This window comes from Myxococcus sp. AB056, assembly GCF_006547365.1.
GTDB classification, from domain to species: domain Bacteria; phylum Myxococcota; class Myxococcia; order Myxococcales; family Myxococcaceae; genus Myxococcus; species Myxococcus virescens.
In genome coordinates, this window is the sequence record NZ_VHLB01000117.1 from 1 (window position 1) to 23,412 (window position 23,412).

Sequence of the window (23,412 nt, forward strand, 5' to 3'; positions counted from 1 at the left end):
GCACGCGCGACTGGACGCCGGTAGGCCCCGTGCGCCTCAATCCCACTCCCAACCTCACCCCGCTTCCGCAGGAGGTGCGGTCCGTCGGCTGAACCCTCTCACGCGACAACTACCTTGACGCTCACCGTGAGGGGATGCGCGCCTACTATGCTCGAGGCATGGCTTTCGAGAGGACCATGATCGCCATGCTGAAGGAGGACGCGGCGTTGCCTCGCGCGCACCGGCGCTGGCTCGGCGACTTCGAGCAGCCGCGCATCGAGACGCATGTCGGAGTCTCGAAGGTGGACCTTCGTTATGCGGACGTGCTCGTCATCGAAGCGAAGCCCACTCCGGGGCAGCCACCTCGGGTGGAGACGTTCAGCTTCAAGAGTCGAAACTTGGCCGTTCTGGACGAAGATGCGCTGCCTGTGCAGGTGAGAACGGACGCCAGTAACGCCATGAAGTACTACGGCGGAACGCTCAAGATTCTTCGGGACGGCATGCGACAGCAGGCGGATGTGAAGCGAGTGCGTCTCGTGTACGAGGGCAAGGAGCTTCTGCCCACAGATGGCAACATGCTAATAGATGCGGTGAAGGACGCGCAGATTCGGAACAAGGGCGTGGAGGTACTGTTTCAATGAAAATGACGACGCTGACGCTCCATGATTTGAACAAGGTGGATTGCCTGCGCTTCTTGTTCGATGGGGCTTTCAATTCTGGGAATGGCGTCGAGTCCGAACTGGCCCCGTTTTTTGATGCTCTTGAGAAACATGCTGGCGGCTGGATGCCAACTTTCGTCAAGACGAGCAGGAGGCGGAAATACTCCCGAGATGCTGTGTGGCGAGCGATTGAGGAGCGGCGCGATGATCACGGATCGAGCATCGGGCTGTTCCGCTCAGAAAATCCCGGCGTTTCGCTGGCGCTCACGCTTGGCCTTACACAGGAGGAGCCCGATTTGCGTGTCAGGCTCAGCGTGCAGCCGCTCTCTTTCTTTTCGGAGGAGAAGGCCTGTCTCGGCATTGTAGAAATTGCCCGAGCCTGGGCTTCCCGATATCCCGCTCATCATGCATCAGCGCACAGTTCGGCTGACCGGCAGCTCACGGATTCTCCCGCCTTCGGTCGTGACGATGAAACTTGGAAGCGGGAAGGGTTCGACAAGATTTATGAGTTGTACTGGCTGAACATCTTCGGTCCGAAGCTAGTGGAGTCTGTCGGTCGAGAGCGGATGCTCGCGACGCCTGCGCACCTCGTGGAGGAGCTCCCGAACGGCTCCGTCCTCCTGGTACTGAGGCCCACCGCCGCCGACTTCGACAGTGAGGATGCGCGTGTCGCGCAGGCCCGCGCCCATGTCCACCTGCGCCCGGACCTCGACTTCGACACGGTGCTGAGCACACTGAGGGAGCGTAGCGCCACACTCGCCCCTGTCGAGCCCCGCTTCCACCCGGACGTGGCGCCGTTTCTCTCACGGCTGCCGGACGAGTTCGCCATCAGCGAGCGGCAACGGAAGATTGCCGAGCTCAACGCCTTCCGGCCGCCGGTGCCCGAGGAGTGGCTCCCAGTCGCCCATCCCCCGGACGTGGCGAATCCGGAGCGCGTCCTCGAATCCTACGGAGACCTGTCGGAAGGTCTCGTGGCAGCACTGCACACCAAGGTGCCCTCCATCATGGGCGAGACGGCCGAGTCCCTCACGGACCTGGACTTCTACTTCTGGAGGGAGAACTTCCCGGAGCGGTACACGCGCGAACTCATCGACAGTCACACAACTCCGGCGCTGGGGGCCTACCTGGGGGAGGTGCTCGTGCGGCGGTTAGGCGGGACGTGGGTGCTACGGGCGAAGATGGAGGAGTCCCAGGTGCGCGTTGGGAAGCGCCTCTGGCTGCCCTTCCTCCGTGCGCGCCGGTACATGCAGTCGCGCGAGTCGCTGTTGGAGTACTCGCTCACCCAGTTCTTCAAGGAGGCGGAGCGGTACCGGCCCTGACTTGGTGTTGGTGCTCCTCGCGCGCTTGGCGGTTTGGCGGGCGCGCAGTTCGCGGCGCAGTCGGCGGGCGGTGAGGGCGATGGCACAAGTAGCCTGTCATCTACCAAATTTGATCTATGCCTCATGGGGACCTCGTAGAGTCTATGAGGTCGCTGCCAAAATTTTGTGGGGACAGGAAGTGCAGTCCGCTATCTGCTTCGGACCTGTCTCTCTTCCTCTCGCTTGCTCTCGTGTTCGGCCCTTTGTCGGAATCGTTGGGCTGCGTGGCGTGCCCAGTCAGCCACCGCTGGTTCAAGTGTCTCCTTGGCAAGAGCATTGAGTTGTTCGGCGATGCCTTGCCAGTGAGCAGACTCAGGCCCCCACCAACCTCCCTGGAACCAAGCTAGGAAGTACTCGTCGCTAAGTTCGGCTTGGGCTGTATTGGCGGCAAGAAGCTTTTCGCTGAGAGATCCTGGAGCAAGAGTCTTCGCCACGAGCCTCGCGACGAGGAGGGCACGAGATGCGGGCGCGGCTGCAACCCAAGTTAGGATTTCTTGATGAGGGAGCCGCTCAAGTTCTCCACTGGGGAATCCATACGTTATCCTGATGGCGGTCTCCGGCGTTTCTAGTTTAAGCCTTAGTTCTTCCCAGACTTTCTTGGGGTTGGATTCAATGCAGGCTGAGAAGACTCCGGCGACTCGGCTGTGCTCAAGGAACCATCCCTGTTCGTCATGCTCTGCGTGTGCGTTGAGGATAGTCCGGGCAATGAAGTGGGTGTGAGAAGGGACGAGCTTGCTTGCGAGGCTCATCCAGTGATACTCGCTCCTGCTAGAGTTTTTGAGAAGGCTTGTGTCGCTGAGCAGTTCGAGAACAAGCCCCTCAAATGAGGCCCACTCGTCGGGGCTCTGCTTGAGGCGGAATTCAAGAAGCACGATGGCAGATGAACGGTACTCCGGGCGGGAAACTAGCACTTGTGACAGGCGCTCGAACGCCGCATGAGAGATATTCGAGGTCCATCCACCAAAAACCAGTTGTCCAGCAATGGGAATAGGGAGGCGCCCGGACTCGGCGAGAGTCGCTAGTCGCTCCGCTCCATGATCGGTTGGGGTACACAGCCTGGAGAGTTCGGCTATGAGTCTGATGTCTTCCGGAGTCTCCTGTCGAAGGTTGTTGAGAAGATTGTCTGCCCAGTCGAGGCCGCGACTTTGTGTGACCCTGTGAATGTAGCCTGCGGTTATTCGGATGTCTGGGCCATGGCTGCTAAAGGCAAGAAGGCGCGGTAGTAAATCTAGGCTTGTGTCGATGCCGGCGACAACTTCACCAAGACGCCAAGCCTGCGTAGCGTTACCGGATGTGAGCCATGCCCACTCGGATTCTAGCAGTTCGGGAGAAGCGACCAATGCTCTCGCGAACGGGTCCAACTGGGCTACGTCGAACTGGTAGTCTCGCATGCTGACCATCTCCCGAAGTTGGCCTGCCGGTGTTCGATCAGCTAGCTCTTCATAAAACGACTCAAGCCAATGCACGTCTTCTGTAGGTAGTTCTCTCCAGTGCTGGGTTTCAAGATTCAGTATGTCGCGCAATTCTTCTCTAAATACTGACTGCGTCTCGGGGTGGCTCTTGATGATGATTTGGTATAGATTTGAAATGCGGTCGCGTAACCATCGGTTGCGCAATAGGTGGCGCAACTCCCTGCCCGCCTTGACGAGTGGATCCTGGAGGGCTTGCCGCCCCTCAGATGCAACTCTGTCAAGCCTGTCAAATGCGCCATTGATTGCGTCGAGCGCCTCTTGATGGGTTCTCGGACGCCATTCGGGCTCTCGCGCAGAGTCCGTTCTTGAGGGCGGATCCATTCGTGTAGATCGTCTTGCTCCCGTCGATGAAAGTGCCTCAATGATAAGTCCTCTATATGAGTCCTCGGTTCGTGTCAGAAGAATGTCGACAGCTTTAAGACGGTCTTTAAAGGGCGTTTCAGTGCCGCCGAGGAAAAGTTGAAATCGTTCGCGGAACGCATTGGCGGCATTGTTGCTCCGGGATTCGTTCTCAGCGTCGGCCAAGAAGGCGAGAGCGATGGTCGCATCGGTGAATGTCGATGCGCTCCATGCTAGATTGGCTAGCGAATGCACTAGGGTGCGCTGCGCTTTGCCTGTGATGTCCAGTCGTTGTGCTCGCGTAGCGCGTTCAAGTGCACTTCGGATCTGCGCTGCCGCAGTAATTGGGTCTGAGCGCGAGATTACCGCCCAGAACTCAACATCCTGCTCGTTTGCGAAGCGTTCTATGGATGTGTAGAGGCGAAGTTGGTTCTGCGCGAATTTGCGAGCTGGTGGACATGTGATTGCCGCTTTAAGTCGCTCGTTGTAAGCTCTTTGTGCCTCTGTATTTGGCAGATTTGCAGCGAGCTGTTCCAGTTGCTCGTGGTTGGTTTCCCATGCTTCGATGGCAAGGTATACTCCCAGTGGGGCTGGAGAAATATAACGCAGGTCGCCCGCTTTGGGAACAATGCCCATTTGTTCGTCGAACTCGCGAACTGAAATACGAACATCGTTCCAGTTGAGCCCAAATCGCTCGGCGATTGCCTTGCCTTCTTCTGCTTTTGGCCCATCCCAGCCAACACTCGTGAGAACTGCGACGACATGCAGGCTTCTCCGGCCTTGCATTGGTCCAAGAAGTGCGTCCATTAGCGACTTGATTTGGTGGTTCCGGAGAAGGTCGCGTACGTTCATTCCTGGGTTGTTGGTAAGCGCAACACCGGTGAGGCGGGCGAGCTTGATGTATCCATCCGAGAAGGCTGCAATGAAATCGTGCTGTTCGTAAGGCATCTCCGGGTGCCATTCGCGAACGGCTTTCAGCATTGCATCTCGATCTAGCGGCTTAAGCTCTATCTCGGTTATGTGTGTGGTAACTGGAGGCCTAGCATGCCCGATGGTTAGGAGTCGAATGCGTCCGTTGGAACGATGTGCGGCTGCTCCCCATGTGTCCAAATGATTGGGCGGAGCCTCATCGACAACTAGGGTTAAATATGCATGGTTAGCTGCGACTCGCTCGATTAGCTCAAGAACGTGGGCTTGAGAGGGGTCGGGAACGTAAAGGACGTTGTTCGACCACGAAGCGGAACTGCATGCCTCCAACGCCAATCGCGTCTTTCCGACGCCAGGCCTGCCGTAAATGTGGATGTGCACGGTTTCGCTGGAGCTTCCGAGGGCATCATGAAGCTGCGCGACAGCGGCCTGTTGCGACTCACTTGGGGACCAACCTGCAGGATGTCTGATATCCGCTTTCCAGTTGGATAAGGTCCAGAACCCCTTTAGCCCCAGAAATGTCCCTGCAATTGCTGGATGTTGGTCGAGCCAGTTGGATAGTGACTCACTTGTTAATACGTGAATATGGTCTGTAGGCAGCCGCAGCCTCTTTGCCTCGCTCTGAAGAACCAACAGTCGTGCACGCTGTCCCGCCACTCCGTTTACTGAGCCACTCGCTACGAGAACGAAGCGACCACCATTTGCCAGAGTGGACGATGGGACCGGCTTCGCCACTTCGCCTCTCAGGCGAGAAGGTTCTCCGCTTTTCCCTGCCTTGAACTGCCAGCATGTTTCCCTAGATCCAAGCCATGCGGATGCGATGGGTACTTGTGGAGACCATCCATCACAACCAGCGTCGGCAGCTTTTTCTTCGGAGTTGATGTTGATCAGACTGATGTCCGCGGACCTGAGTACAGCCTCGGCGGTAATGAGCTCTTTCATCACCGCAGTAAGGTCCTTATCGTTCAGTGCTCTGAGCGCCTCGTAGGGTACTGACCAGGGATATGAAGGTGATTCGGTAGCGACGGAGGTGATTTCGGATGTTGCGCGTATCTGCTGGACCTTTTTTTGTCCTGCGGGTCGTTTCTTGGCTTTGGTCTTTACTGATGTGCGGGGGCTCCGCCCTCCTTTATTCTTTGTTGCCACCAAACGTTCTCCTTGCTGAGCATTGATTCCGCTAGGTTCGTGCCGGGATCCGGGGGCCTGGAGACGAGCGCTTATTGGCGGGCTGCCCGCCATGGCACCAGGTGCCTCTGCATGCGAGGGCGGCGGCCTACGCTGCTTCCCAGAAGGTGATGGCGTGCAGGTGGACAAGGACCTCGTTGCCCGGCCATCCGAGTAGAAGGTCAAACGGACCCACGGCGAGAAGCGGTAGGTGAAGCACCGTTCCGTCACGAAGCACGAGGACGAGTGGCTTACCGATATAGGGAAGGAAGGGGCGTGGATCCGCGACGGGCCTGCGCGCAGGTGCGGCCTTCGCTCGATGTCCTCCCTTGGCGAGTTCAGGGAGATGGACGTGAGCCATTCCCATGGTGCGCCAGGCCGAATGCTTCGTGAGCAGTAGCAGCTCCAGCTTTTCGATTCTCCCGTTGAGTCCGAATCGGAACGCCAGAGGGCGAGTCTCCTTGATGTTGTCGACGAGCGCCCGGTCCCGCATGAGGCCGACCACAGCCGCCTGAGAGTCGATGAGGTGCTGAACGAAGGTGTCGATGGCCGCGGGCGAGACCTCTTCTCGGGCCGTTCGGATGTCGAGCCGTCGGCGCTCCTTCCAGACAGCGGTCGCCGTCTGCTTCTGGAAGTCCCGCATCAGAGCCATCAACCGGAACGCATCGGGCGGCCACGTCGCGGCGGCCTCACGTGTTTTTCCCCGGCGATGGAGTCGACGCATGGGTAGCAAGCCCTCCGGAGGCGGCCGGGGCTCAGGCTGAATCGCATACGCCGCCTTGAAGGTTTCTGGAACGTGGCCATGACGCCAGTCCGCGGGGCGTGGGGTTCCGCGAATGTCACCGAGTCCTTGGGCTCGAGCGAATGCCACCACGTGCTTGAGAAGTAGCGGGCCGTGGTCCGGAAGGCAGCGCTTCTCGTTGCAGACGATTTCGTTCAACGTCACAGCGTCATCGCCGAGCGCGCCGACGAAGGAGAGCACTGGCTTCTCGGATCGCCCGGCGTCTGCTTCGTACAGGTAGTGGTCCACCGCACCGCGCCGCTGAAGACGCGTCACGAAGACCTGCCTGTCAGCGAGTTGGGCAATCTCCACCAGGACTTCGCCTGCAGCGAGGCGCTTCGCGATTCGAGCGAGCAGCTCCGCCTGGCCTTGTGTCTCGCGTTCGAGGGCGCGAAGCGCGCTACTCGCGTCCTCCGCTCGGGTGGCTGCTGCCTCATACCGACCGGCGAAGCCGAAGGTGATGAGGTTCAGCAGGCTGCCTTCCGCCATGGATGTCCCCTCCGTGTGCTACGAAAAAACGGTGAAGGTAGCAGTCCATGCTTCGCTCGAAAACTGCGCGGAAACCCATTCTCTTGTTGCGCACGTGAGTCAGCGCGCCTGGCGCGAGCCCTCTCGATGAAGCCCTTTCCGCCGCGACTACCTCGCGAGGGACATTGGGCCCGGCAGCTTCAGGGGCTGTCTTCCCTGACGGGCTTGGTGGTTCCGTGATGCGGCACGGGGGGCTCTGCGGAGTCTCGGGGCTCTCGGAGTCTCTCGGATGGCGCTGGAAAGGAGGTCAGGTCCGTCCACCTCTCGTGGCTGGCGAGCCCCCGTGAAACGACAGTGGAGGCAACTGATCCGAGGCTTCCGAAAGTGCCTTCACTTTGAGTACTGATTGGGAGGCCTCCCCCGGACCTTGCGCCGCCCCCTTGGGGACCAGCAAAGGAGGTAAGAGACGCAACCAGAAACCCGAGAGAGACGCCCTCCCAGAAACCTCAGAGCGGAAAGAGCGGGTCTCCGTGGGAATGTTGTTAAGCACCGCCCCAAAAGTTAACAGCACTTGTTAACCGCTCTCGGCTTCTCTCTCCCCAGAACGGGTGAAAGGGCGGTCCAGAGAGCCCAATCGGCGGCGGAGAAGAGGGGGCATCTCGCTCTGCAGGGTGGAGAGCCGAGAGGGCCCTCTTCAGCACCGCGAGCTAAAATCCCTTGGGATTCAGCGGCTTAAGCACGAAGGCCCCGCGATTTTCATCGCGAGGCCCGTGTAAAACAAAAGGGCCCTACCGGTTGGTAGGGCCCTTCGTTCAGCTCCCCGAATGAAGCCCTGCGCGAACTCGTTCTCTGCGATTCTCTGAGAGGACTCAAACTCTCTGAGGGCCGAAAAGCCGAGTGATATCCAGCGGTTTCAAAGAAGGGGCCGGGGGCCCCCTTCAATCGGGGACCGATTGAATGTCCGCAAACTACATGGTGGGGGCCCTCCCGTCCATGGTTCTGCTCCGCTCGGCGCCGGCTTCCCAGAGAGTGCGTGGCGGCGGCGGCGGTCGCGGCAGGCTTGCGGGTGAAGTATTGGGTAGGTGACGGTCGCATGGCCTCGACCCGCGCGCGGGACCAGGGACGAGCGAGGCAATGTCCTGGGGCTCCTGTGGCCAATCATGGCCCACCCGGCCGGCGTCCACGGCCTGCGAGGGCAGGCCTCCGCAGGCGGTGTCGAGCCAGGCCGTGCGCAGCAGCAGCCTTGGTACGCCCCGCTGGCGCTCCCCGTGCTTCCCCCCTTCGCCGTTAAGGCATTCGGTGGCCTCGGCCCCACACGCCTCGCTCACTCGCCTTGACGCACCCCATGCCCCAGCGACCGAATTTTGGGTAGGCACAGGGGCCCGCGTAGAGGAGTTGTCCGCTCTCCAGGAACATGCGCCCCAGCCATCCATCCGCGGACGTACCGGTGACGCTCGCGGAGAAGACGGGCTGCTTGTCCGTTCTGGAAGGCATGCCCTGTCCCCTGGACCGCATGGCGCTCACGCCCGCAGCATGCGCAGCCCGCTGCCGATGACGACGAACTCGCTGACCTCGTGAGCGAGGACTGCGATGGGAAGGGTGAAGGTCCCTGCGAGGGCCCCCACCACCAGCACGCTGATGACGAGCGCGGAGAGGACCAGGTTCTGGCGTACCACGGCACGGTTGCGCCGGGCGAGCTTCAAGGCGTACGCGAGCCGCTCCAGGTTGTCGGCCATGAGGGCCACGTCCGCCGTCTCCAGGGCGACGTCCGTACCCGCTGCACCCATGGCCACGCCGACGGTAGCCTCGGCGAGCGCCGGTGCGTCGTTGACGCCGTCACCCACCATTGCCACGTGTCCGTGCGTGCGCGTGAGCTCACGCACCCTGGCCGCCTTGTCCTCAGGCTTCAGTCCCGCGTGCACTTCGTCGATGCCCACCTCGCGTGCCAGGGCCTGGGCGGTGCGCTCGTTGTCTCCGGTGAGCATCACCACCTTCTTCACGCCCGCTGCGTGGAGGGCTGCAATGGCGGCGCGGGCATTGGGGCGGAGGCTGTCGCGGATGGCCAGCAGCCCCCACGGAGTCCTCTCATCGCCCACGAGCACCACCGTCTTGCCCTCGGCCTGGAGGCGCGTCACCTCCTCCCGGAGCGCGTCGAGACGAAGACCCAGCTTCTCCTCGAAGAGCGCGGGGCTACCGATGTACAAGGGGACGCCCTGGTAGCTCCCGGTGGCTCCGGCGCCGGTGAGCGACCGGAAGCCCTGCACTTCTCCCACGGGCACGCGTTCCTGTTCCGCACGCCGGACGATGGCCAGGGCCAATGGGTGCTGGCTGTGGCGCTCCACTCCCGCTGCCGCTGACAGCAGCCGCGCCTCCGAGTTACCCGCCTCCGTGGCCCAGGTGGGAAACAGGCGGACGTCGGTGACGTCGGGCTGTCCGCGCGTGAGCGTTCCGGTCTTGTCCAGGGCGACCACGTCCACGGTGGCGAGCAACTCGACGAAGGTGCCTCCCTTGATGAGCACGCCCTTCCTGGCAGCCGTGCCGAGAGTGGCCACGAGGGTGATGGGAATCGAAATGACGAGGGCACAGGGTGCTGCCGCCACGACGAAGACGGTGGCGCGCGCCAGCCACGTCGCCCACGCACCTCCAAGGAGGAGGGGTGGAACCACCGCGAAGAGGACACCGGCCAGCAGGACGAGGGGGCTGTAGCGCCGGCCGAAGCGCTCGATGAAGCGCTGGCTCTGGCCCTTCTTCTCCTGCGCCTCTTCCACCATGTGGATGATGCGGGAGATGGTGTTGTTGGCGTAGGTGGTCGTGGCCTTCACCTCCAGAGAGCCCTCGCCATTGATGCTGCCGGCGAAGACCGTGGCGCCCTCGCCCTTGTCCACCGGAATGCTCTCGCCCGTGACGGGGGCCTGGTTGACGCTGGAGGCGCCCGCCAGCACCACGCCGTCCGTCGCCACCGCCTCGCCTGGGCGCACGAGGAAGGTGTCGCCCACCCGCAGCTCTTCCACGGGCACTTCCACGTCCCTGCCGTCCCGGCGCACCAGGGCCACCTTGGGGGCGAGGTCCATGAGCGCTTCGATGGCACTGCGCGTCTTCTCCTCGGTGTAGCCCTCCATGGCCTCGGAGATGGAGTAGAGGAAGGCCAGCATGGCGCCCTCCATGGGCTCCCCCAGGAGGGTGGCGACCACGGCGGCCACCAGCATGAGCAGCTCGATGCCCACCTCGCGCTCGTTGAGGAGTTCCTCCAGCGCTTCCCGGCCGAAGTACCAGGCACCCGACGCGAGGGAGGCGAGGAAGATGCCCCAGGCCACGGCCGGTGGCGCCCCGGCGCGTGCTCCCAACCAGCCGGCCAGCAGCAACACGCCCGAGGCCAGCGAGGTGAGCACCTTGGGATTCTTCCAGGGGCTCACCGTACCCGTCCTTCCGCGCTGGCGCCTGGCCGGGAATCCCAGGCCCTCCAGCCGCTCCTGGACGGCGTCCGCGGAAGTCCTTCCCTCGTCCAGGGTGAGGACCACCTTGGCGGCCTTGGCGTAGACGGTGACGTCCACCACGCCGGGCGTGCCGGTGAGGCCCCGCTTCAGCTTCGCCGCGTCGTTCTCGCAATCGAGGTTCTCGACGTACAGCTCCAGTTGCTTGCCGCTCATCTGGGCACCTCCTGCTCGCTTCCGATGGCCTGGGCGAGCTGCGCCTGTGCGCTGTTCAAATCCGCCAGCGCTTCCACGTAGCCACGACGGGTCTCCAGCGTGTCCCTCCGAATGAGGAGCAGTTGGAGGATGTCCACCTTGCCAGCGGTATAGGCGGCCTGGAGAAGCTCCAGGTTCTCCTGCGCCGCCGGGAGGACTCCGCCCGCGAAGTCCCCGACTGCCGCCTGGGCCGCAGCAAGGCGCGCTGCCGCCAGCCGCGCCTCCCTTTCAACGCGGCGCCCGGCTGCTTCCAGGGCAGCCTCTGCCTGGGTGACCCGGGCGGCACTCACCCCCCGGGCGGCCTGGTTGCGGTTGAAGAGTGGCAGCTCGACACCCAGCGTCGCTTGGAGGATGTGCGCGTCCTCCTCGCGGCTGTAGCTTGCCCCCAGGCGCGGGGCCGGGAGGGCCTCGCGTGACGCAAGGCGTGCTTCCGCCCGGGACGCTTCCGCCTCCTGCCGGGCCATGCGCACCCCCGGGTGCTGCTGGAGGGCCGTGCGCACCAGCGCCTCGACGTCCACGCCCTTGTCTGGCGCTGAGGTTGCCAGCTCACCCCGAAGGTCGAGCGTGGTCTCCGCGTCCAGGGCCAGGAGTCGCTGAAGCTCACCGAGGGCTACGGCACGGTTCTGGATGGTGCGGCGGACTTCACGCCGGGCCCGACCGACTTCCACCTGTGCGGCGTTCAGCTCAATGCGCGAGGCATCACCCGCTTCGAGGCGACGCCGTGCCGTCTCCAGTGTCTGCTCGGCCAGCCGCACCGCGTCCTCCGCCAGGGTCACCAGTTGGGCGGCGGCCAGTGCCTGCCCGAACGCCTCGCGTACCTCGGCTGCCACCTCCGCCCGCCGTGTCCCGAGGCGCGCTTCCGCGGCACCCAGGGCGCCACTGGCGGCCTCCACCCGCGCTCCCCGTTGACCGCTGACCTCGATGCGCTGGGACAGCTGCACCGTGTAGTCAATGCTGCTGTTCCCGTCGCGTCGCCGGGGACCGGCGGCCACGTCTACCTCCGGATTGCTCTGAAGGAGGAGGGACGCACCGGACAGGCGTGCCCGGGCGGCCTGCACCTCCGCCTCTTCCGAACGCACGTCCGGATTGCGCTGGAGGGCCAGTTGCACGGCCTCCTCCATGGACAGGGAGCGCTGCTCGGCCGCGGCAGGGACTGCAACCAGGAGCCCCAAGCTCAGCCACACGAGCAGGGTCCGCGGCGGTGCTGCCCCGTGTGAAGCGCCAGGGTCACGCGCACTCATTGTTGTGCCTCCACCACGCGCAGCCCCCGGTCGCTGGGAATACCGGCAGCATCCTCGTTGGCCGCCTCGGTCCCCACCTTGTCCCGGCCCGTGGCCCGGGCGAACACCACGTACAGGACGGGCAGCACCAACAGCGTCAGCGCCGTGGAGGACAACACTCCGCCGATGACGACGGTGGCCAGGGGCCGCTGCACCTCGGCGCCCACCCCTGTGTTGAGGGCCATGGGAACGAAGCCCAGGGAGGCCACCGCGGCCGTCATGAGCACGGGCCGCAGCCGGGACAAGGCGGCTTCCCGCACAGCGGCCGTCAGCTCCATGCCGCTCGCCAGCAGCTGCCGCACCCGCGACACCAGCACCATGTCGCCCAGCATGGAGATGCCGGTGAGGGCGATGAAGCCCACGGCCGCCGAAATGGAGAAGGGCATGCCGCGCAGCAACAGCGCGACGACTCCGCCCACCAGGGCGAAGGGTACGCCCGTCACCAGTGGCCGGATGCTCTCCAGGAGGTTGCGGTAGGTGAGGAAGAGCAGGAAGAGGACGAGCGACAACGCCAGCGGCACCACGAGGAAGAGCCGCAGGCGGGCACGCTCCAGATTCTCGAACTGGCCGCCAAAGCGCACGTAGTAGCCCGTCGGCAGCTCCACGCTCTTCTCGATGGCGGTGCGCGCCTCGTTGACGAAGCTCCCCAGGTCCCTGCCCCGCACGTTGACCTGCACCACCACGCGGCGCTTGCCCCACTCGCGCTGGATGGTGGTGGGGCCTGACACGGTCTTGAGCGTGGCCAGCCGTCCCAGCGGCACGCGCTCACCTGACGGTGCCGCGACCAGGACGGAGGCCACCTTCGCCGCGTCCTGGTACTCCTCGTCCAGGCGCACGGCGAGGTCGAAGCGCCGCTCACCCTCTCTCACCTCGCCCACCTTTCGCGCGCCCATGGCCTCCACCACGTCCAGCACCTCGTGCGCGGGGATGCCGTAGCGCGAGATGGCGGCCCGGTCCACGGTGACCTCCAGGACGGGCTGGCCCGTCACCTGTTCAAGGGTGACGTCCGCGGCGCCGGGCAGGCCCCGCACCAGCTTCTCTATCTCCTGGGCCTTGGCCTTGAGGACGTCGAGGTCGTCGCCGAAGAGCTTGACGCCCACGTCGCTGCGCACGCCGGCAATCATCTCGTTGACCCGCATCTCGATGGGCTGGAGGAAGCTCATCCGCATGCCGGGCATGCCCTCCAGCTCCTTCTGCATGGCGTGGACGAGTTCCTCTTGCGTTTCTGCGCGCTTCCACTCGTCGCGGGGTTTCAGGGTGACGAACAAGTCAGAGAGCTCCAGGCCCATGGGGTCGGTGGCCACCTCGGGTGTGCCCGTGCGTGTCCACACCCGCGCCACCTCATCCGGAAACTTCTCCAGCAGCACCTTCTCCAACTGGCCGCCGTAACGCACCGACTCCGAGAGGGACACCTCCGCCAGCCGCACCGTGTTGATGACGATGGTTCCCTCCGACAGCTTCGGAACGAACTCACTGCCCAGCTGCGTGGCCGCGAGCGCCGTCACGAGGACCAGGCCCAGGGCGCCGCCCAGCACGGCCTTCGGGTGCTTGAGGGACCTGTCCAGGGCTGGCTGGTACAGGCGCTTGAGGAAGGTGACGAGGCGCGGCTCACGGTGCCCGTGTGCACCCTTCCGAAGGGCGAAGCTGGCCAGCACGGGCATCACCGTCATGGACACCACCACGCTGCCGATGAGCGCGAAGATGACGGTGAGGGCCATGGGCCTGAAGAGCTTTCCCTCCACTCCCTCCAGGGCGAGGATGGGGAGGTACACAATCATGATGATGAGTTCGCCGAACAGGGTGGGCTTGCGCACCTCGACGGCGGCATCCCGCACCACCTCCAGGACGCTGCGCCCCGACTTGTCCTCGCCCAGGTGTTTCTCCGCGTTCTCCACGAGGATGACGGAGGAGTCCACGATGAGGCCAAAGTCGATGGCTCCCAGGGACATCAGCGTGCCGGCAATGCCGAAGCGCAGCATGGCGCTGGACGCGAACATCATGGACAGCGGAATGGCACTGGCCACGATGAGACCCGCGCGTGCGTTGCCCAGGAAGAGGAAGAGGATGGCGATGACGAGCAGCGCCCCTTCGAGGAGGCTCTTCTCCACCGTGTGCAGGACGTGGTCTACCAGCTCGGTGCGCTCGTAGACGGGCGTCACCTCCACGTCCTGGGGAAGGCCCTTCTTCACCTCCTCCAGGCGTGTGGCCAGGGCCTTCGTCACGGAGTCCGAGTTCTCCCCGATGAGCATGAAGCCCAGGCCCAGCAGGGCCTCGCCCTCACCGTCCGCGGTGACCGCGGCACGGCGGATTTCATGCCCTACCTCCACGCGGGCCACGTCGCGCACGCGCACGGGCACCCCGTTGTGGGCAGCGAGGACGACATCCTCCACGGCCTTGCCGTCAGTGAGGACGCCCACGCCCAGCACGAGGCTCGCCGCGCCCCCGCGCTCCAGCATGCCGCCACCCACGTTCGCGTTGTTGGCCTCCAGCGCCTGGTACACATCGCCCAGGGAGAGGTTGAACTTCTGGAGGCGCCGGGGGTCCACCACGACGTGCCACTGCTTCTCGTTGCCGCCCCAGGCGTTCACCTCCGCCACACCCGGCACGCTGCGCAGCTGCGGAGCGATGATCCAGTCGTGCAGCGTGCGCAGTTCCTCCAGGCTCTGCGTCTTGCTCTTGACGAGGTAGTGGAAGACCTCGCCCAGGCCCGTGGCCACCGGACCCAGGGAGGGCTTCTCGATGCCCTCGGGCAGCTCCACGCGGGACATGCGCTCGCCCACCACCTGCCGGGCGAACCAGATGTCCGTCTCATCGGCGAAGCGCAGGGTGATTTGCGACAGCCCGAACTTGGAGATGGAGCGCATCTCCTCCAGCTTCGGCAGGCCGGCCAGCGCCTGCTCCAGGGGCACCGTCAGCTGCCGCTCCACCTCGGTGGGAGAGAGGGCCGGAGCGACGGTGTTCACCGTCACCTGGGTGGGGGTGGTGTCCGGGTAGGCGTCCAACGGCAGCGCTCGGAATGCGAGGGTGCCGGTGACGATGAGGGCCAGGGCGCCCAGGAGCACCATCCAGCGATGGTGCAACGACCAATCAACGATTTGCGTCAGCATGGGATGGGTCCTCTCAGTCGTCCACGCAACCAGCGCCAATGGAGTCCTTGAGGATCTCCGTCTTCAGGAGGAAGGCGCCCGTGGTGACGACCTCGGCCCCGGCGGAAAGCCCCTGAAGCACGGGCACCTGATTGCCTTGCGTGGCACCGACTTCGACAGGCACCGGCTGGTAGACGCCTTCTCCCGAGCGGACGAAGACCAGGTGACGCCCCTGGGCCTCCTGGATGGCCTCACGCGGCAGGAGGAGGGCCTCCTTCTCACCTGACACCTGGATGCTGGCGCGCAGGAAGAGGCCGGCCTTGAGGGAGGCATCGGGGTTGGGCAGGTCCACCCGGACGCGGACGGTACGGCTGGCGGGGTCCACCGTCGCGGCCACCCGGCTCACCGTGGCCTCGCGCAGGTGACCGCCCTGCCCCTCGAAGCGCAGGGCGACCTTCTGGCCGGGCTTCACCAGGGTGGCGGATTCCTCGGGCACCTCCAGCAATGCCCACATGGTGGTGAGGTCGGCCACCGCGATGAGCGTCTGTCCGGCGGAGGCCGTTCGTCCAGCCACCGCGTCCCGCAGGACGACGGTGCCGGCAAAGGGCGCGCCCAGCACGTAGCGCCCACCGGTGCTGCCCGCACTCGCGCCCGCGGCACTCAGGCCCGCAAGAGCCGCCTGGTACTCTGCCTCGGCGGCGGCGAGCGCCGACTTCGCCTCCTGCACCTCCTTGAGGGGACTGATTCCCCGCTGAGCCAAGGCTTCCTCTCGCGCCAGGGCGGCGCGCGCCGTCTCCAGCCGGGCCTTGGAGGCCGAAAGCTGCGCCTGGGTCTCACCGACGCCTGCGGACGTGAGCACCGCGAGCGGCTGACCCGCCTTCACCACGTCCCCCACGTCCACCTTCACCTCGGCTATCAACGCCTCGGCACGGGCGGAGAGCTGAGCCAGGCGGTTCTGGTTGAAGTCGAGCTGGCCCACCACCTCCAGCGTCTGGGCGAAGGACTGTGCTTCGGCACGTTGGGTCTGGATGCCCGCCTTGCGCTCAATGTCCACGGACGCCAGCCGCACCAGGGTGCCCGGCTCGGGAAATTCCGGCGGCTGCTGCCCGGCCGCCTTCACCAGCTCCGGGTGGCAGTAGGGGCAGACGGACTCTGGATAGCCGTGCTCGCGGCAGTAGTCACCCGCCTCGATGAACTTCGCGATGAGCTGCGGCTTGCACTTGGTGCACTTGGCCTCGGGGACGCCGTGCTCTCCACACCACGCCTCCTGTGGAACAGGTGCATGAGCCTCTCCGGCCTTGGGGCCTTGCGTGGAAGCGAAAGTGAGATTGGGGTTGCACTTGAAGCAGTGGGACTCTGGGAGGTTGTGCGAGCTGCACCAGTCACCTTTCTCCTTGAAGACCTCTGAAAGCTCCGGGCTGCACTGCGTGCACAGCTCCGCCGGCACCCCGTGCTGGCACAGCTTGGGGCCCGCTGCAGCAGGGGAAGAAGGGGCGGGCTTCGCCTCTCGGGTGGCAACTGCCGTGGTGGCCTCCGTCTTCGGCGTGCGCGCCTCGGCCTTGGCGTCTGGGGCCGGTGCCTCTCCCTTTGTGCAGCCAGTTGCATGCGGAAGGAAGAAGAGGACAGCGCACAACAGATGCATGCGCGGGGGCTTCACTTGACGCCCTCCTTCGCAAGCTTCGAGTTGCACACGGCGCACTGAGACTCAGGACGCTGGTGCTCCTCACACCAGTCGCCCTTTGCCTTGAAGACGGCCTCAAGCTTCGGGTTGCAGCGCGTGCACAGGGGCTTCTTCACTCCGTGCTCGCACTTGACTGGGGCAGCAGGCTTCGTCTGGGCGGGGGCTTCTTCGGCGAAAACTGGGAAGGCTGTGGAGGCAAGCGCGAAGAGGGCGGCAAACGCCAGCGAGCGGGGCATGGACATGGGGCGACGACTCCGGCCATGGGCCACACCGCGGGGACAGCCCCGCGAGCGGGCCCACAGCTTGGACGTGAAGCGTGGTTGGACGGTGCGCGATGTGGCAGTCCGTGTCAGCGCGGACGGCGCTCGCGTGGCGAAGAGAAGGCGGGGAGGTCTGAGTCAAACCGCCGTAAGGTGCCAGCCTTGGGGCGCACCTCTCCCGTGGGCGTCGGGTGCTACGCCCTGGGAGGCTGGAAGAGTCCTTCAGCTACAGGGGGGGCAGGCGCGTGCGGCACTAGCACCAGCATTTCGCACACCGGGCGCGCCTCCACGAGGAGAGGCTGCGCAGCAGGCGCGACAACGGGGGGGCATTTGGCACACGGGCCAACAGCGCAACCCGGCGGGCACTGCTTGCCCCCGAGAGACCCAGCGCATTCTTCACTGCACTCTGGCTCTTCAAAGCCAAGCGCGGCCAGCGCATAGCGAGGGGCACCGGAGTAGACGAGAGCGAGAAACACCACCAAGAGGGCTCGGCTCAGGGAGAGGACGCGTTGGAGGCGAAGGGTACCCTTCATGCTGCCTCCCTGCCCTCAAGCTGCCTGACGGCGTCGTGGATGAGCCCCTTCGCCCAGGTGCTGGCAAGGGAGTAATACACGAGCTTGCCAGCGGCCCGGTACTTCACCAGCCCCATGTGTCGCAGTTGCTGAAGCTGCCGCGAGGTGGTGGCCATGGAGCGCCCAACCAAGTGGGCCAAGTCGCAGACGCAGAGCTCTGAGAGTGAGAGCGCATGGAGTAGCCGCAGACGGGTCGGGTCTGCAAAGGCGCCGAGTAGTTCCGCCGCCTGCTGGGCCGCGTCGGCGCTCAGCATTCGAGGTTGGACAGCCGCCACCTTCGCCTCGTCGACGTAGTCCACCTGACAGGCGTCGGCGGAGAGCGGAGTCGTCTCCTGGGGGGCTTGTGGTTGCCTCATCTTCACGTTTGCGTATATAAGCAAGTGACGAGCTCGGGTCAACCCTCCAACGCGCCTTGTGTCGCCTGCCCTCACCTCCGGAGGGCGGGGAGCATCGTGACGAGCAGCCTGCTCCATGCGGAGAGAATCGCCGCGGCCCTGAGCCCTGCGATGCCCGCGGCCGTCCGCTGCCCCCACGAGCCGCCGAGCACATATGCATTGATGCCGAAGCCGCGAAGGGGGGCGGGCTCGCGTCCGTCCAGCCCCCGAAGACGAGAAGGCATGCTGTCCACGGCGAGGCCGTTTCGGGCCACCGGCTCATCATGAACGCAGCTCCCCACTGCATGAAGCCGAGCATGAGCCAGTCGAGGTGCGTAGCGCGCAGTGACTTCATGTTCACCCTCGCGGCCACTCGCTTGCCCCAGGGCTGAAGCGGCACGAGTATGAACGTGCCCAGCAAGGGCGAAACGAAGACTTGGAGTCCTCCGTTGAAGGCCAGCAGAGCGACCGGGTCCACGCTCAGGCTTCCTTGCTACCTTGAAAGGGCTTGAGGAGCTGCGCCCAGTAGCCCACCGGGAAACCCGGCTCTTTGGCGATGCCGAGTTCATCCGAAGAGAACCGCTTCTCGGGCGTGTAAGACCACGTGCCCAGCAGGTAGTCCCAGAAGTTGGTGAATAGACCGAAGTTGACGTCACCGACGCCCGCCCACTTGAGGTGGTGGAATCGGTGCCCCGCATTGAGGGCAAGCAGGTACTTCAGCGGTCCCACCGAGTAGTCCGCGTTCGAGTGCTGCATGAGGAGTTGCACGCACGAGAGTGCGGCGAGCGCCGAGGCGATGCTTGAGGGAAGCCCGATGAGAAGTAGTGGCGCCACCCCCACTGTCATCTCCAACGCCTGGTGAAGAGGGTGCTTCATCAGCCCATTGAAGCCGTAGAAGCGCTTGACGGAGTGATGCACGGAGTGGAGTCGCCAGAGAGCGGGCATGCGGTGGCTCAGCCAGTGCGTCAGGGTGACGCCGAAGTCGAACACCAGCACGGCGAGGAGTACCTGGAAAACGAACGGCCATTCATGTGGCCATTCGTCACGCACGGTTACCAAGCCTGAAAGAAGCGGCAGCGCCAGAATGGACAGGATATTGGAGGCTTCATTGACGATGAAGTGAGCTAGGTCTCGCCCGACATCCCCGTGGGGGCGATTCCAGGCTGGCTCGTAGGGGATGGCGCGCTCGGCAAGGAAAGACACTCCGATGGCTGCCATGAGGAGCCCGCCAAGCCACAGTTTCGAGGCGCCGCCGTGGACAAGGGCTAGGGCTGCGCCGTTGACACCGAGGAGCATGAAGAGCGGGTACCCCATGCGCAGTGCCTGGCGCGCGAGGCGCGTTGGAGGGGCTTCAAGAGAAGTTGTCAGCATGGGAGGAGGGTGGCATCGCCGCACCTCGGCTGACTTGGAAGAACTGGCTACTTTGTTGGTGCGAACGGCTGCTCGCTGACCCACTCGATGCCCCGCGCCACCTCCGAGGGGGCAAGACCGAACATTCGCCGGAACGCATTGCTGAGGTGCGAGCTGTCCGTGAAGCCCGCGACGTGAGCGGCTTGGGTGAGAGTCGCGCCGCCCTGAAAGGCTTCTGTCGCCCGACGGAGGCGAAGCCAAAGGATGTAGGGACGCAGCGGGATGCCAATGCTGGTAGAGAAAAGATGACCGAAGCGCCCAGCGGACAGCCCTACCTCCTGTGCGAGCGCGCGCTGGCTCACATCTCCCGCTTCGATGCGCCCCGGGAGGAGCGTAACAAGGCGCTTTATCGCAGGATGCACCGCGCCGGGGGAGATTGCCTCACCTACCAATCGCATCAGCGACTCTTCCACAAGTCGCACCCAGTCATCCGCACGCACCAGCTCGGCTGGATGCGGCACACGAAGTAGAGGCGTCCCCGCATGAATCCACTCTGCTGAAGCCGTGCCCACTTCGAGCTGTCGTAACCTGCGGCCAACTAGGCCGTCCGGGTCCACGAATACGAGCAACGCACGCGCTGCCCCGTGTTCAATGCGATGAGCGGTGTCCGGAGGAATGACGGCCACCGTCCCCTCCGCGCGGCGTCCGCGCGCATCTACGAGCGCAAGCAGTCCCTCAGCGGCGCGAACGAGCTGGAACGCGTGGTGCGAATGCTCTTGAGTTGGGCCAACGGCCCCCAGGTACGCGAGCCAGCGCGGGCCTACCATCGCGCGCCCTAGCCATCTTTGTTCACGAGGCACTCCCGCCTTTTACCAGGATTGGAGTCCCAGGACAGGAGGTGCGCGTTTGAGGTTACCTGCAATGGGGGCCGGGGCTGACTTCAGCGCCCAGGAACATGGCCAAGGATAACTTCTCACCCCGTTTGGCGTCCGGGACAAGTTCGGACCGTATCCTTGGTTGTTCTGCCGCCTTTTTCGTCGGCATAACTACTCGCCGGCCCGTGTGTTCCCCGCTCGCTCGTCGTGACGCACGTATGGCACGGCGACCGAGATTGGTCACACTCAACCCGCTGGACGTGGGCACCTTCTTGGAGGAGCCGCCCTGGAGTAGCGCCCTCCAGGGGCCTCGTTTATTTGGGCAGGGCGGTCCCCCCCAACAGCAAATCCGGGCGTCGCGGTAACCAGCAGGTGGCAAGAGGCCTGCCATAATGGTCGAGGAGATTATACCTGTTGGGTTGAATTTGTGAGTGCGGGCGGGGATTTCTCGCTGAAGGAACTTGCCGCACGGGGCGAGCGTAGCTGTGCTGCGGCCCTCCATGTCCGACTTCCGCGAGGCCCTTGAATCGATTTCGGAAGCCGAATGCTCCGAGCATCCAGGCTTCTCTGCCGCCCTTGCCTGTACTCGTTGCGGCACCTTCACCTGTGCCTTCTGTGCCGCGTTGGGGGCGGGCCTGTGTTTCCGGTGCCTTCATGCGGCTCCGGAGCTGGCGACGTGCTGGGCCCGGCTCGCGGCATGCCTTGTCGATGGGGCGGCGCTCCTGCTTCCGTCCCTGTTCCTGGGCGTGCTTCGGTGCCTGGCCATTCCGGGCGAAGCGGCGATGAAGGCTCCAGCCGTCTACGCTCCGGCGCTCCTCGTGTTGCTCGTGCAGGCGAGCCTGATTCGAGGCACTGGCGCGAGCCTCGGCAAGCGGCTCTTGGGAATTCGAGTCGTCCGAGGAGACGGACTTCCGGCGGAGGTGTGGCGCATTGCCCTGCTGCGGAATGCGCTCCCGATGGCGCTGTGCGGTTACTGCGTCTGGTTCGGCCTCATGGATGCGCTCTTCATTGTCGGGGAGGAGCGGCGATGCCTTCACGACTGGGTGGCCGGCACGCGCGTTGTGAAGGCCCTCGGGCGCGGCACTCGTTCGCTGGGTGGTGCGTGATTGGCTGAAGCGTTGGTTTCGAAGTCCCTTCACCGAGAGGGGAGAATGAGAGGCGATGACATGGAGGGAGTGGTGAAGTCCGGGCGCCCCCGGTGGTTGGCTGGGCTCGTGTGCGCGGTGGTGGCGCTGGCGTTGGGGTGCGCCCGGCACACGTGGAAGCGGGACGACGTCATGACGTGGGAGGGTTGCTGCGAGGGCACTGACGCGTGCCTTTCTCTGCTGCAGGAACTCCACGGCCCCGACACCGGGGAGAAGTGGCCGGCACCGGAGCAGGCGTGTGCCGCCTGGAAGTTGGGGCGCGCGGGGGAGGACGTCGTCCCCCGGTTGATTTCGCTGCTTGAGCACCCGGAGCCCCGCGTCCGCGGCGGTGCGGTACAGGCACTGGCGAACATGGGGGAGAAGGCCAAGAGCGCCTTGCCCGCGCTGCTTGATGCGTATGAGCGGGAGCCCCGTGGGATGGCCCTGCACGCGCTCTCCTCCCTCGATGACGAGCGAGCAGCTCCAGCCATTCTGCGTCACCTCCTGGAGTCGCCCACGTCGACGCTGGAGCACCTCGGCCCGACGTTGGCCCCGGTGCTGGTGGGGGTACTGGAGAATCCTGAGTCGAGCTGGGAGGCGCTGGTGCTGGTGCGCCACGTGCTCGCCCGGCGCGGCTCCATGTACACGGAGACTTTCGTCCTGCGCCTGCGGACGCTCCTCGCGAGGGAGCTGGCGGAGCCCGCTCTCCGGCGCCCACCCGGGATGTCCTGCCCGGCGGCCCCCGCGCCAGGCTGCGAGGCGGTTTTTGACGGGTGCACCCCGCGCGCGGCCTACGTGGCTTCGGTGTTGGCGGCCTACGGGCGCCAAGGGGAGAAGGCCGCGCCCGAGGTGCTGCAGGCGCTACAGAGGGGGGACGTGCGCCTCACACCCGTGGCGCTGCAGGCGCTGGTGGCCTTCGGGAGTCCTGCTGCGGTGCCGGGCGTCCTTGAGCAACTCGCCGCGCCTGAATGCCGTGCCCGGGCCCTCACGAGCCTCGCGTCCCTGGGGCCCGTGGCGCGGCCAGCCGCGACGGAGCCGCTGCTGCGGCTGCTGGCCACGGGGGACGAAGGGTGGGAGCGCGCGCGGGCAGCGGAGGCCCTTGGACGCGTCGGAGATTCAGCCGCTCTCGATGCGCTGCGCCAGGCGGTGGACGCGCCGCACAGCGAAGTCCAGGCCGCGGCGGTTGATGCGCTGGGCAGCTACTCCTTCCAGGCGCATGCGGAGGAGCTGAAGCCGCTGCTGCAGCAGGTGGTGGCGGTACACGCCTCGCCGGTGGCGCGGATCCACGCGAGGTTGGCCCTGGAATGGCGCTCTGACCAGGAGGTGCGGCCGGCGGACTCCATCGACTGCGCCCGCCTCATTCCAGGACGAAGCGGGGAGTGGACGGTGTGCGAGGAGGGGCACACCTCCGTCCAGTTGCACTGGGACAAGCCGAAGGCGCCCCCACATGGGAGTCCCTGTGCAGCCGTGCCTGGGGGGGATTCCGCGTCCGTCCTCGAACCCATGGGAGAGGCTTGTCTCGTCGGATGGGACGACGGGGAGTTTGGGGGCGCCCTGGGGGTGTATGAGGCCGGGCGGGTGACGGTGCTGGAGGAGCCTCAGGCCAACCCCCTGCAAGTCGTCAGGATGCACGGCACCCTCGTGGTGCTGGAGGGGCTGGCGCACCTGCTTGGCGGTGCAGGGCGTCTGGTGCGTGTCGACGCGTCCGAGGGGCAGTGGCGGGCCACGCCTTGGGTGACGCTCCCGGGGGCGCCGATGGCATACGCGCTGGACGAGGCGGGAGACCTCGTGGTGGGGACGACGGACCAGCGACTCGACGCAGTCGTATGTGGCCGGGCTGGCACCTTCGCACCTGCCCACGTGGTGCGCGTCACGAGGGACGGGCGCCTGGCCCCTGTCGAACCGGACGGACGGCCCTGACGCCACCACACGGGAAAGGGCGCCCCTCCCGAGGCAGGAGGGGGGACTGTCTCTTAT

The 23,412-nt window shown here is 65.0% G+C and carries 16 protein-coding genes and 1 pseudogene; 6 read left to right on the top strand and 11 right to left on the bottom strand.

Annotated elements, in window-relative coordinates:
- Window positions 1–128: 128 nt before the first annotated feature.
- Window positions 129–620 (top strand): annotated as a pseudogene (locus FMP39_RS33130) (hypothetical protein); the annotation flags it as partial.
- A gap of 2 nt (window positions 621–622) precedes the next feature.
- Window positions 623–1,957 carry a hypothetical protein gene (locus FMP39_RS33135; protein WP_141594038.1) on the top strand — a complete coding sequence of 445 codons (1,335 nt, stop codon included), beginning with the start codon at window positions 623–625 and terminating at the stop codon, window positions 1,955–1,957.
- 188 nt (window positions 1,958–2,145) lie between these two features.
- Here FMP39_RS33135 and FMP39_RS33140 read toward each other — a convergent pair whose 3' ends face one another.
- The 11 genes from FMP39_RS33140 to FMP39_RS38265 all read right to left on the bottom strand — a co-directional run bounded on the left by FMP39_RS33140 (window position 2,146) and on the right by FMP39_RS38265 (window position 19,798).
- On the bottom strand, window positions 2,146–5,880 hold the full coding sequence (locus FMP39_RS33140) for a hypothetical protein (protein WP_141594028.1): 3,735 nt from the start codon (window positions 5,878–5,880) through the stop codon (window positions 2,146–2,148).
- A 127-nt stretch (window positions 5,881–6,007) separates the two neighbouring features.
- Entirely contained in the window at window positions 6,008–6,991 is a 984-nt protein-coding gene (locus tag FMP39_RS33145) for a hypothetical protein (RefSeq protein WP_141594029.1), read from the bottom strand.
- Window positions 6,992–8,434: 1,443 nt separating this feature from the next.
- A complete protein-coding gene (locus tag FMP39_RS33150) occupies window positions 8,435–8,641 on the bottom strand; it encodes a hypothetical protein (protein ID WP_141594030.1) in 207 nt (68 codons plus the stop codon).
- 26 nt (window positions 8,642–8,667) lie between these two features.
- Window positions 8,668–10,794, bottom strand: a complete 2,127-nt coding sequence (locus FMP39_RS33155) for a cation-translocating P-type ATPase (RefSeq protein WP_141594031.1) — start codon at window positions 10,792–10,794, stop codon at window positions 8,668–8,670.
- A complete protein-coding gene (locus FMP39_RS33160) occupies window positions 10,791–12,074 on the bottom strand; it encodes a TolC family protein (protein WP_141594032.1) in 1,284 nt (427 codons plus the stop codon). Before FMP39_RS33160 ends, FMP39_RS33155 begins: the two co-directional genes overlap by 4 nt.
- Entirely contained in the window at window positions 12,071–15,220 is a 3,150-nt protein-coding gene (locus tag FMP39_RS33165; protein WP_141594033.1) for an efflux RND transporter permease subunit, read from the bottom strand. Before FMP39_RS33165 ends, FMP39_RS33160 begins: the two co-directional genes overlap by 4 nt.
- A 13-nt stretch (window positions 15,221–15,233) precedes the next feature.
- The gene (locus FMP39_RS33170) at window positions 15,234–16,841 is read right to left on the bottom strand and encodes an efflux RND transporter periplasmic adaptor subunit (protein WP_141594039.1); all 1,608 of its coding nucleotides are present in this window, start codon (window positions 16,839–16,841) and stop codon (window positions 15,234–15,236) included.
- Between the two features lie 11 nt (window positions 16,842–16,852).
- A complete protein-coding gene (locus FMP39_RS33175; RefSeq protein WP_141594034.1) occupies window positions 16,853–17,122 on the bottom strand; it encodes a hypothetical protein in 270 nt (89 codons plus the stop codon).
- A gap of 547 nt (window positions 17,123–17,669) precedes the next feature.
- Window positions 17,670–18,068, bottom strand: coding sequence for a metalloregulator ArsR/SmtB family transcription factor (locus FMP39_RS33180; RefSeq protein ID WP_141594040.1), 399 nt, complete (start codon window positions 18,066–18,068; stop codon window positions 17,670–17,672).
- A 498-nt stretch (window positions 18,069–18,566) separates the two neighbouring features.
- A complete protein-coding gene (locus FMP39_RS33185; RefSeq protein WP_141594035.1) occupies window positions 18,567–19,457 on the bottom strand; it encodes a sterol desaturase family protein in 891 nt (296 codons plus the stop codon).
- Between the two features lie 47 nt (window positions 19,458–19,504).
- Window positions 19,505–19,798: a helix-turn-helix domain-containing protein gene (locus FMP39_RS38265; RefSeq protein WP_228558544.1), complete on the bottom strand. Its 294-nt coding sequence runs from the start codon at window positions 19,796–19,798 to the stop codon at window positions 19,505–19,507.
- Here FMP39_RS38265 and FMP39_RS38270 point away from each other — a divergent pair.
- The 4 genes from FMP39_RS38270 (at window position 19,742) to FMP39_RS33200 (ending at window position 23,355) form a co-directional block, all read left to right on the top strand.
- On the top strand, window positions 19,742–19,966 hold the full coding sequence (locus FMP39_RS38270) for a hypothetical protein (RefSeq protein WP_228558545.1): 225 nt from the start codon (window positions 19,742–19,744) through the stop codon (window positions 19,964–19,966). The genes FMP39_RS38265 and FMP39_RS38270 overlap by 57 nt on opposite strands.
- Window positions 19,967–20,092: 126 nt before the next feature.
- Complete coding sequence (locus FMP39_RS37620) at window positions 20,093–20,275, top strand: hypothetical protein (protein ID WP_176436272.1); 183 nt, start codon at window positions 20,093–20,095, stop codon at window positions 20,273–20,275.
- Between the two features lie 536 nt (window positions 20,276–20,811).
- Window positions 20,812–21,417 carry an RDD family protein gene (locus FMP39_RS33195; RefSeq protein WP_141594037.1) on the top strand — a complete coding sequence of 202 codons (606 nt, stop codon included), beginning with the start codon at window positions 20,812–20,814 and terminating at the stop codon, window positions 21,415–21,417.
- Between the two features lie 60 nt (window positions 21,418–21,477).
- Window positions 21,478–23,355 (top strand): HEAT repeat domain-containing protein, encoded by a 1,878-nt coding sequence (locus tag FMP39_RS33200; RefSeq protein WP_141594041.1) that lies wholly within the window; start codon window positions 21,478–21,480, stop codon window positions 23,353–23,355.
- Window positions 23,356–23,412 lie beyond the last annotated feature (57 nt).

Excerpts from the sequence above, each read along its gene's own strand:
- FMP39_RS33135 (WP_141594038.1), top strand. The coding sequence starts at position 623 with ATGACGACGCTGACGCTCCATGATTTGAACAAGGTGGATTGCCTGCGC.
- FMP39_RS33150 (WP_141594030.1), bottom strand. The coding sequence starts at position 8,641 with ATGCCTTCCAGAACGGACAAGCAGCCCGTCTTCTCCGCGAGCGTCACC.
- FMP39_RS33155 (WP_141594031.1), bottom strand. The coding sequence starts at position 10,794 with ATGAGCGGCAAGCAACTGGAGCTGTACGTCGAGAACCTCGATTGCGAG.
- FMP39_RS33160 (WP_141594032.1), bottom strand. The coding sequence starts at position 12,074 with ATGAGTGCGCGTGACCCTGGCGCTTCACACGGGGCAGCACCGCCGCGG.
- FMP39_RS33165 (WP_141594033.1), bottom strand. The coding sequence starts at position 15,220 with ATGCTGACGCAAATCGTTGATTGGTCGTTGCACCATCGCTGGATGGTG.
- FMP39_RS33170 (WP_141594039.1), bottom strand. The coding sequence starts at position 16,841 with ATGCATCTGTTGTGCGCTGTCCTCTTCTTCCTTCCGCATGCAACTGGC.
- FMP39_RS33175 (WP_141594034.1), bottom strand. The coding sequence starts at position 17,122 with ATGTCCATGCCCCGCTCGCTGGCGTTTGCCGCCCTCTTCGCGCTTGCC.
- FMP39_RS33180 (WP_141594040.1), bottom strand. The coding sequence starts at position 18,068 with ATGAGGCAACCACAAGCCCCCCAGGAGACGACTCCGCTCTCCGCCGAC.
- FMP39_RS33185 (WP_141594035.1), bottom strand. The coding sequence starts at position 19,457 with ATGCTGACAACTTCTCTTGAAGCCCCTCCAACGCGCCTCGCGCGCCAG.
- FMP39_RS38270 (WP_228558545.1), top strand. The coding sequence starts at position 19,742 with ATGACCGAAGCGCCCAGCGGACAGCCCTACCTCCTGTGCGAGCGCGCG.
- FMP39_RS37620 (WP_176436272.1), top strand. The coding sequence starts at position 20,093 with ATGAGCGGTGTCCGGAGGAATGACGGCCACCGTCCCCTCCGCGCGGCG.
- FMP39_RS33195 (WP_141594037.1), top strand. The coding sequence starts at position 20,812 with ATGTCCGACTTCCGCGAGGCCCTTGAATCGATTTCGGAAGCCGAATGC.
- FMP39_RS33200 (WP_141594041.1), top strand. The coding sequence starts at position 21,478 with ATGGAGGGAGTGGTGAAGTCCGGGCGCCCCCGGTGGTTGGCTGGGCTC.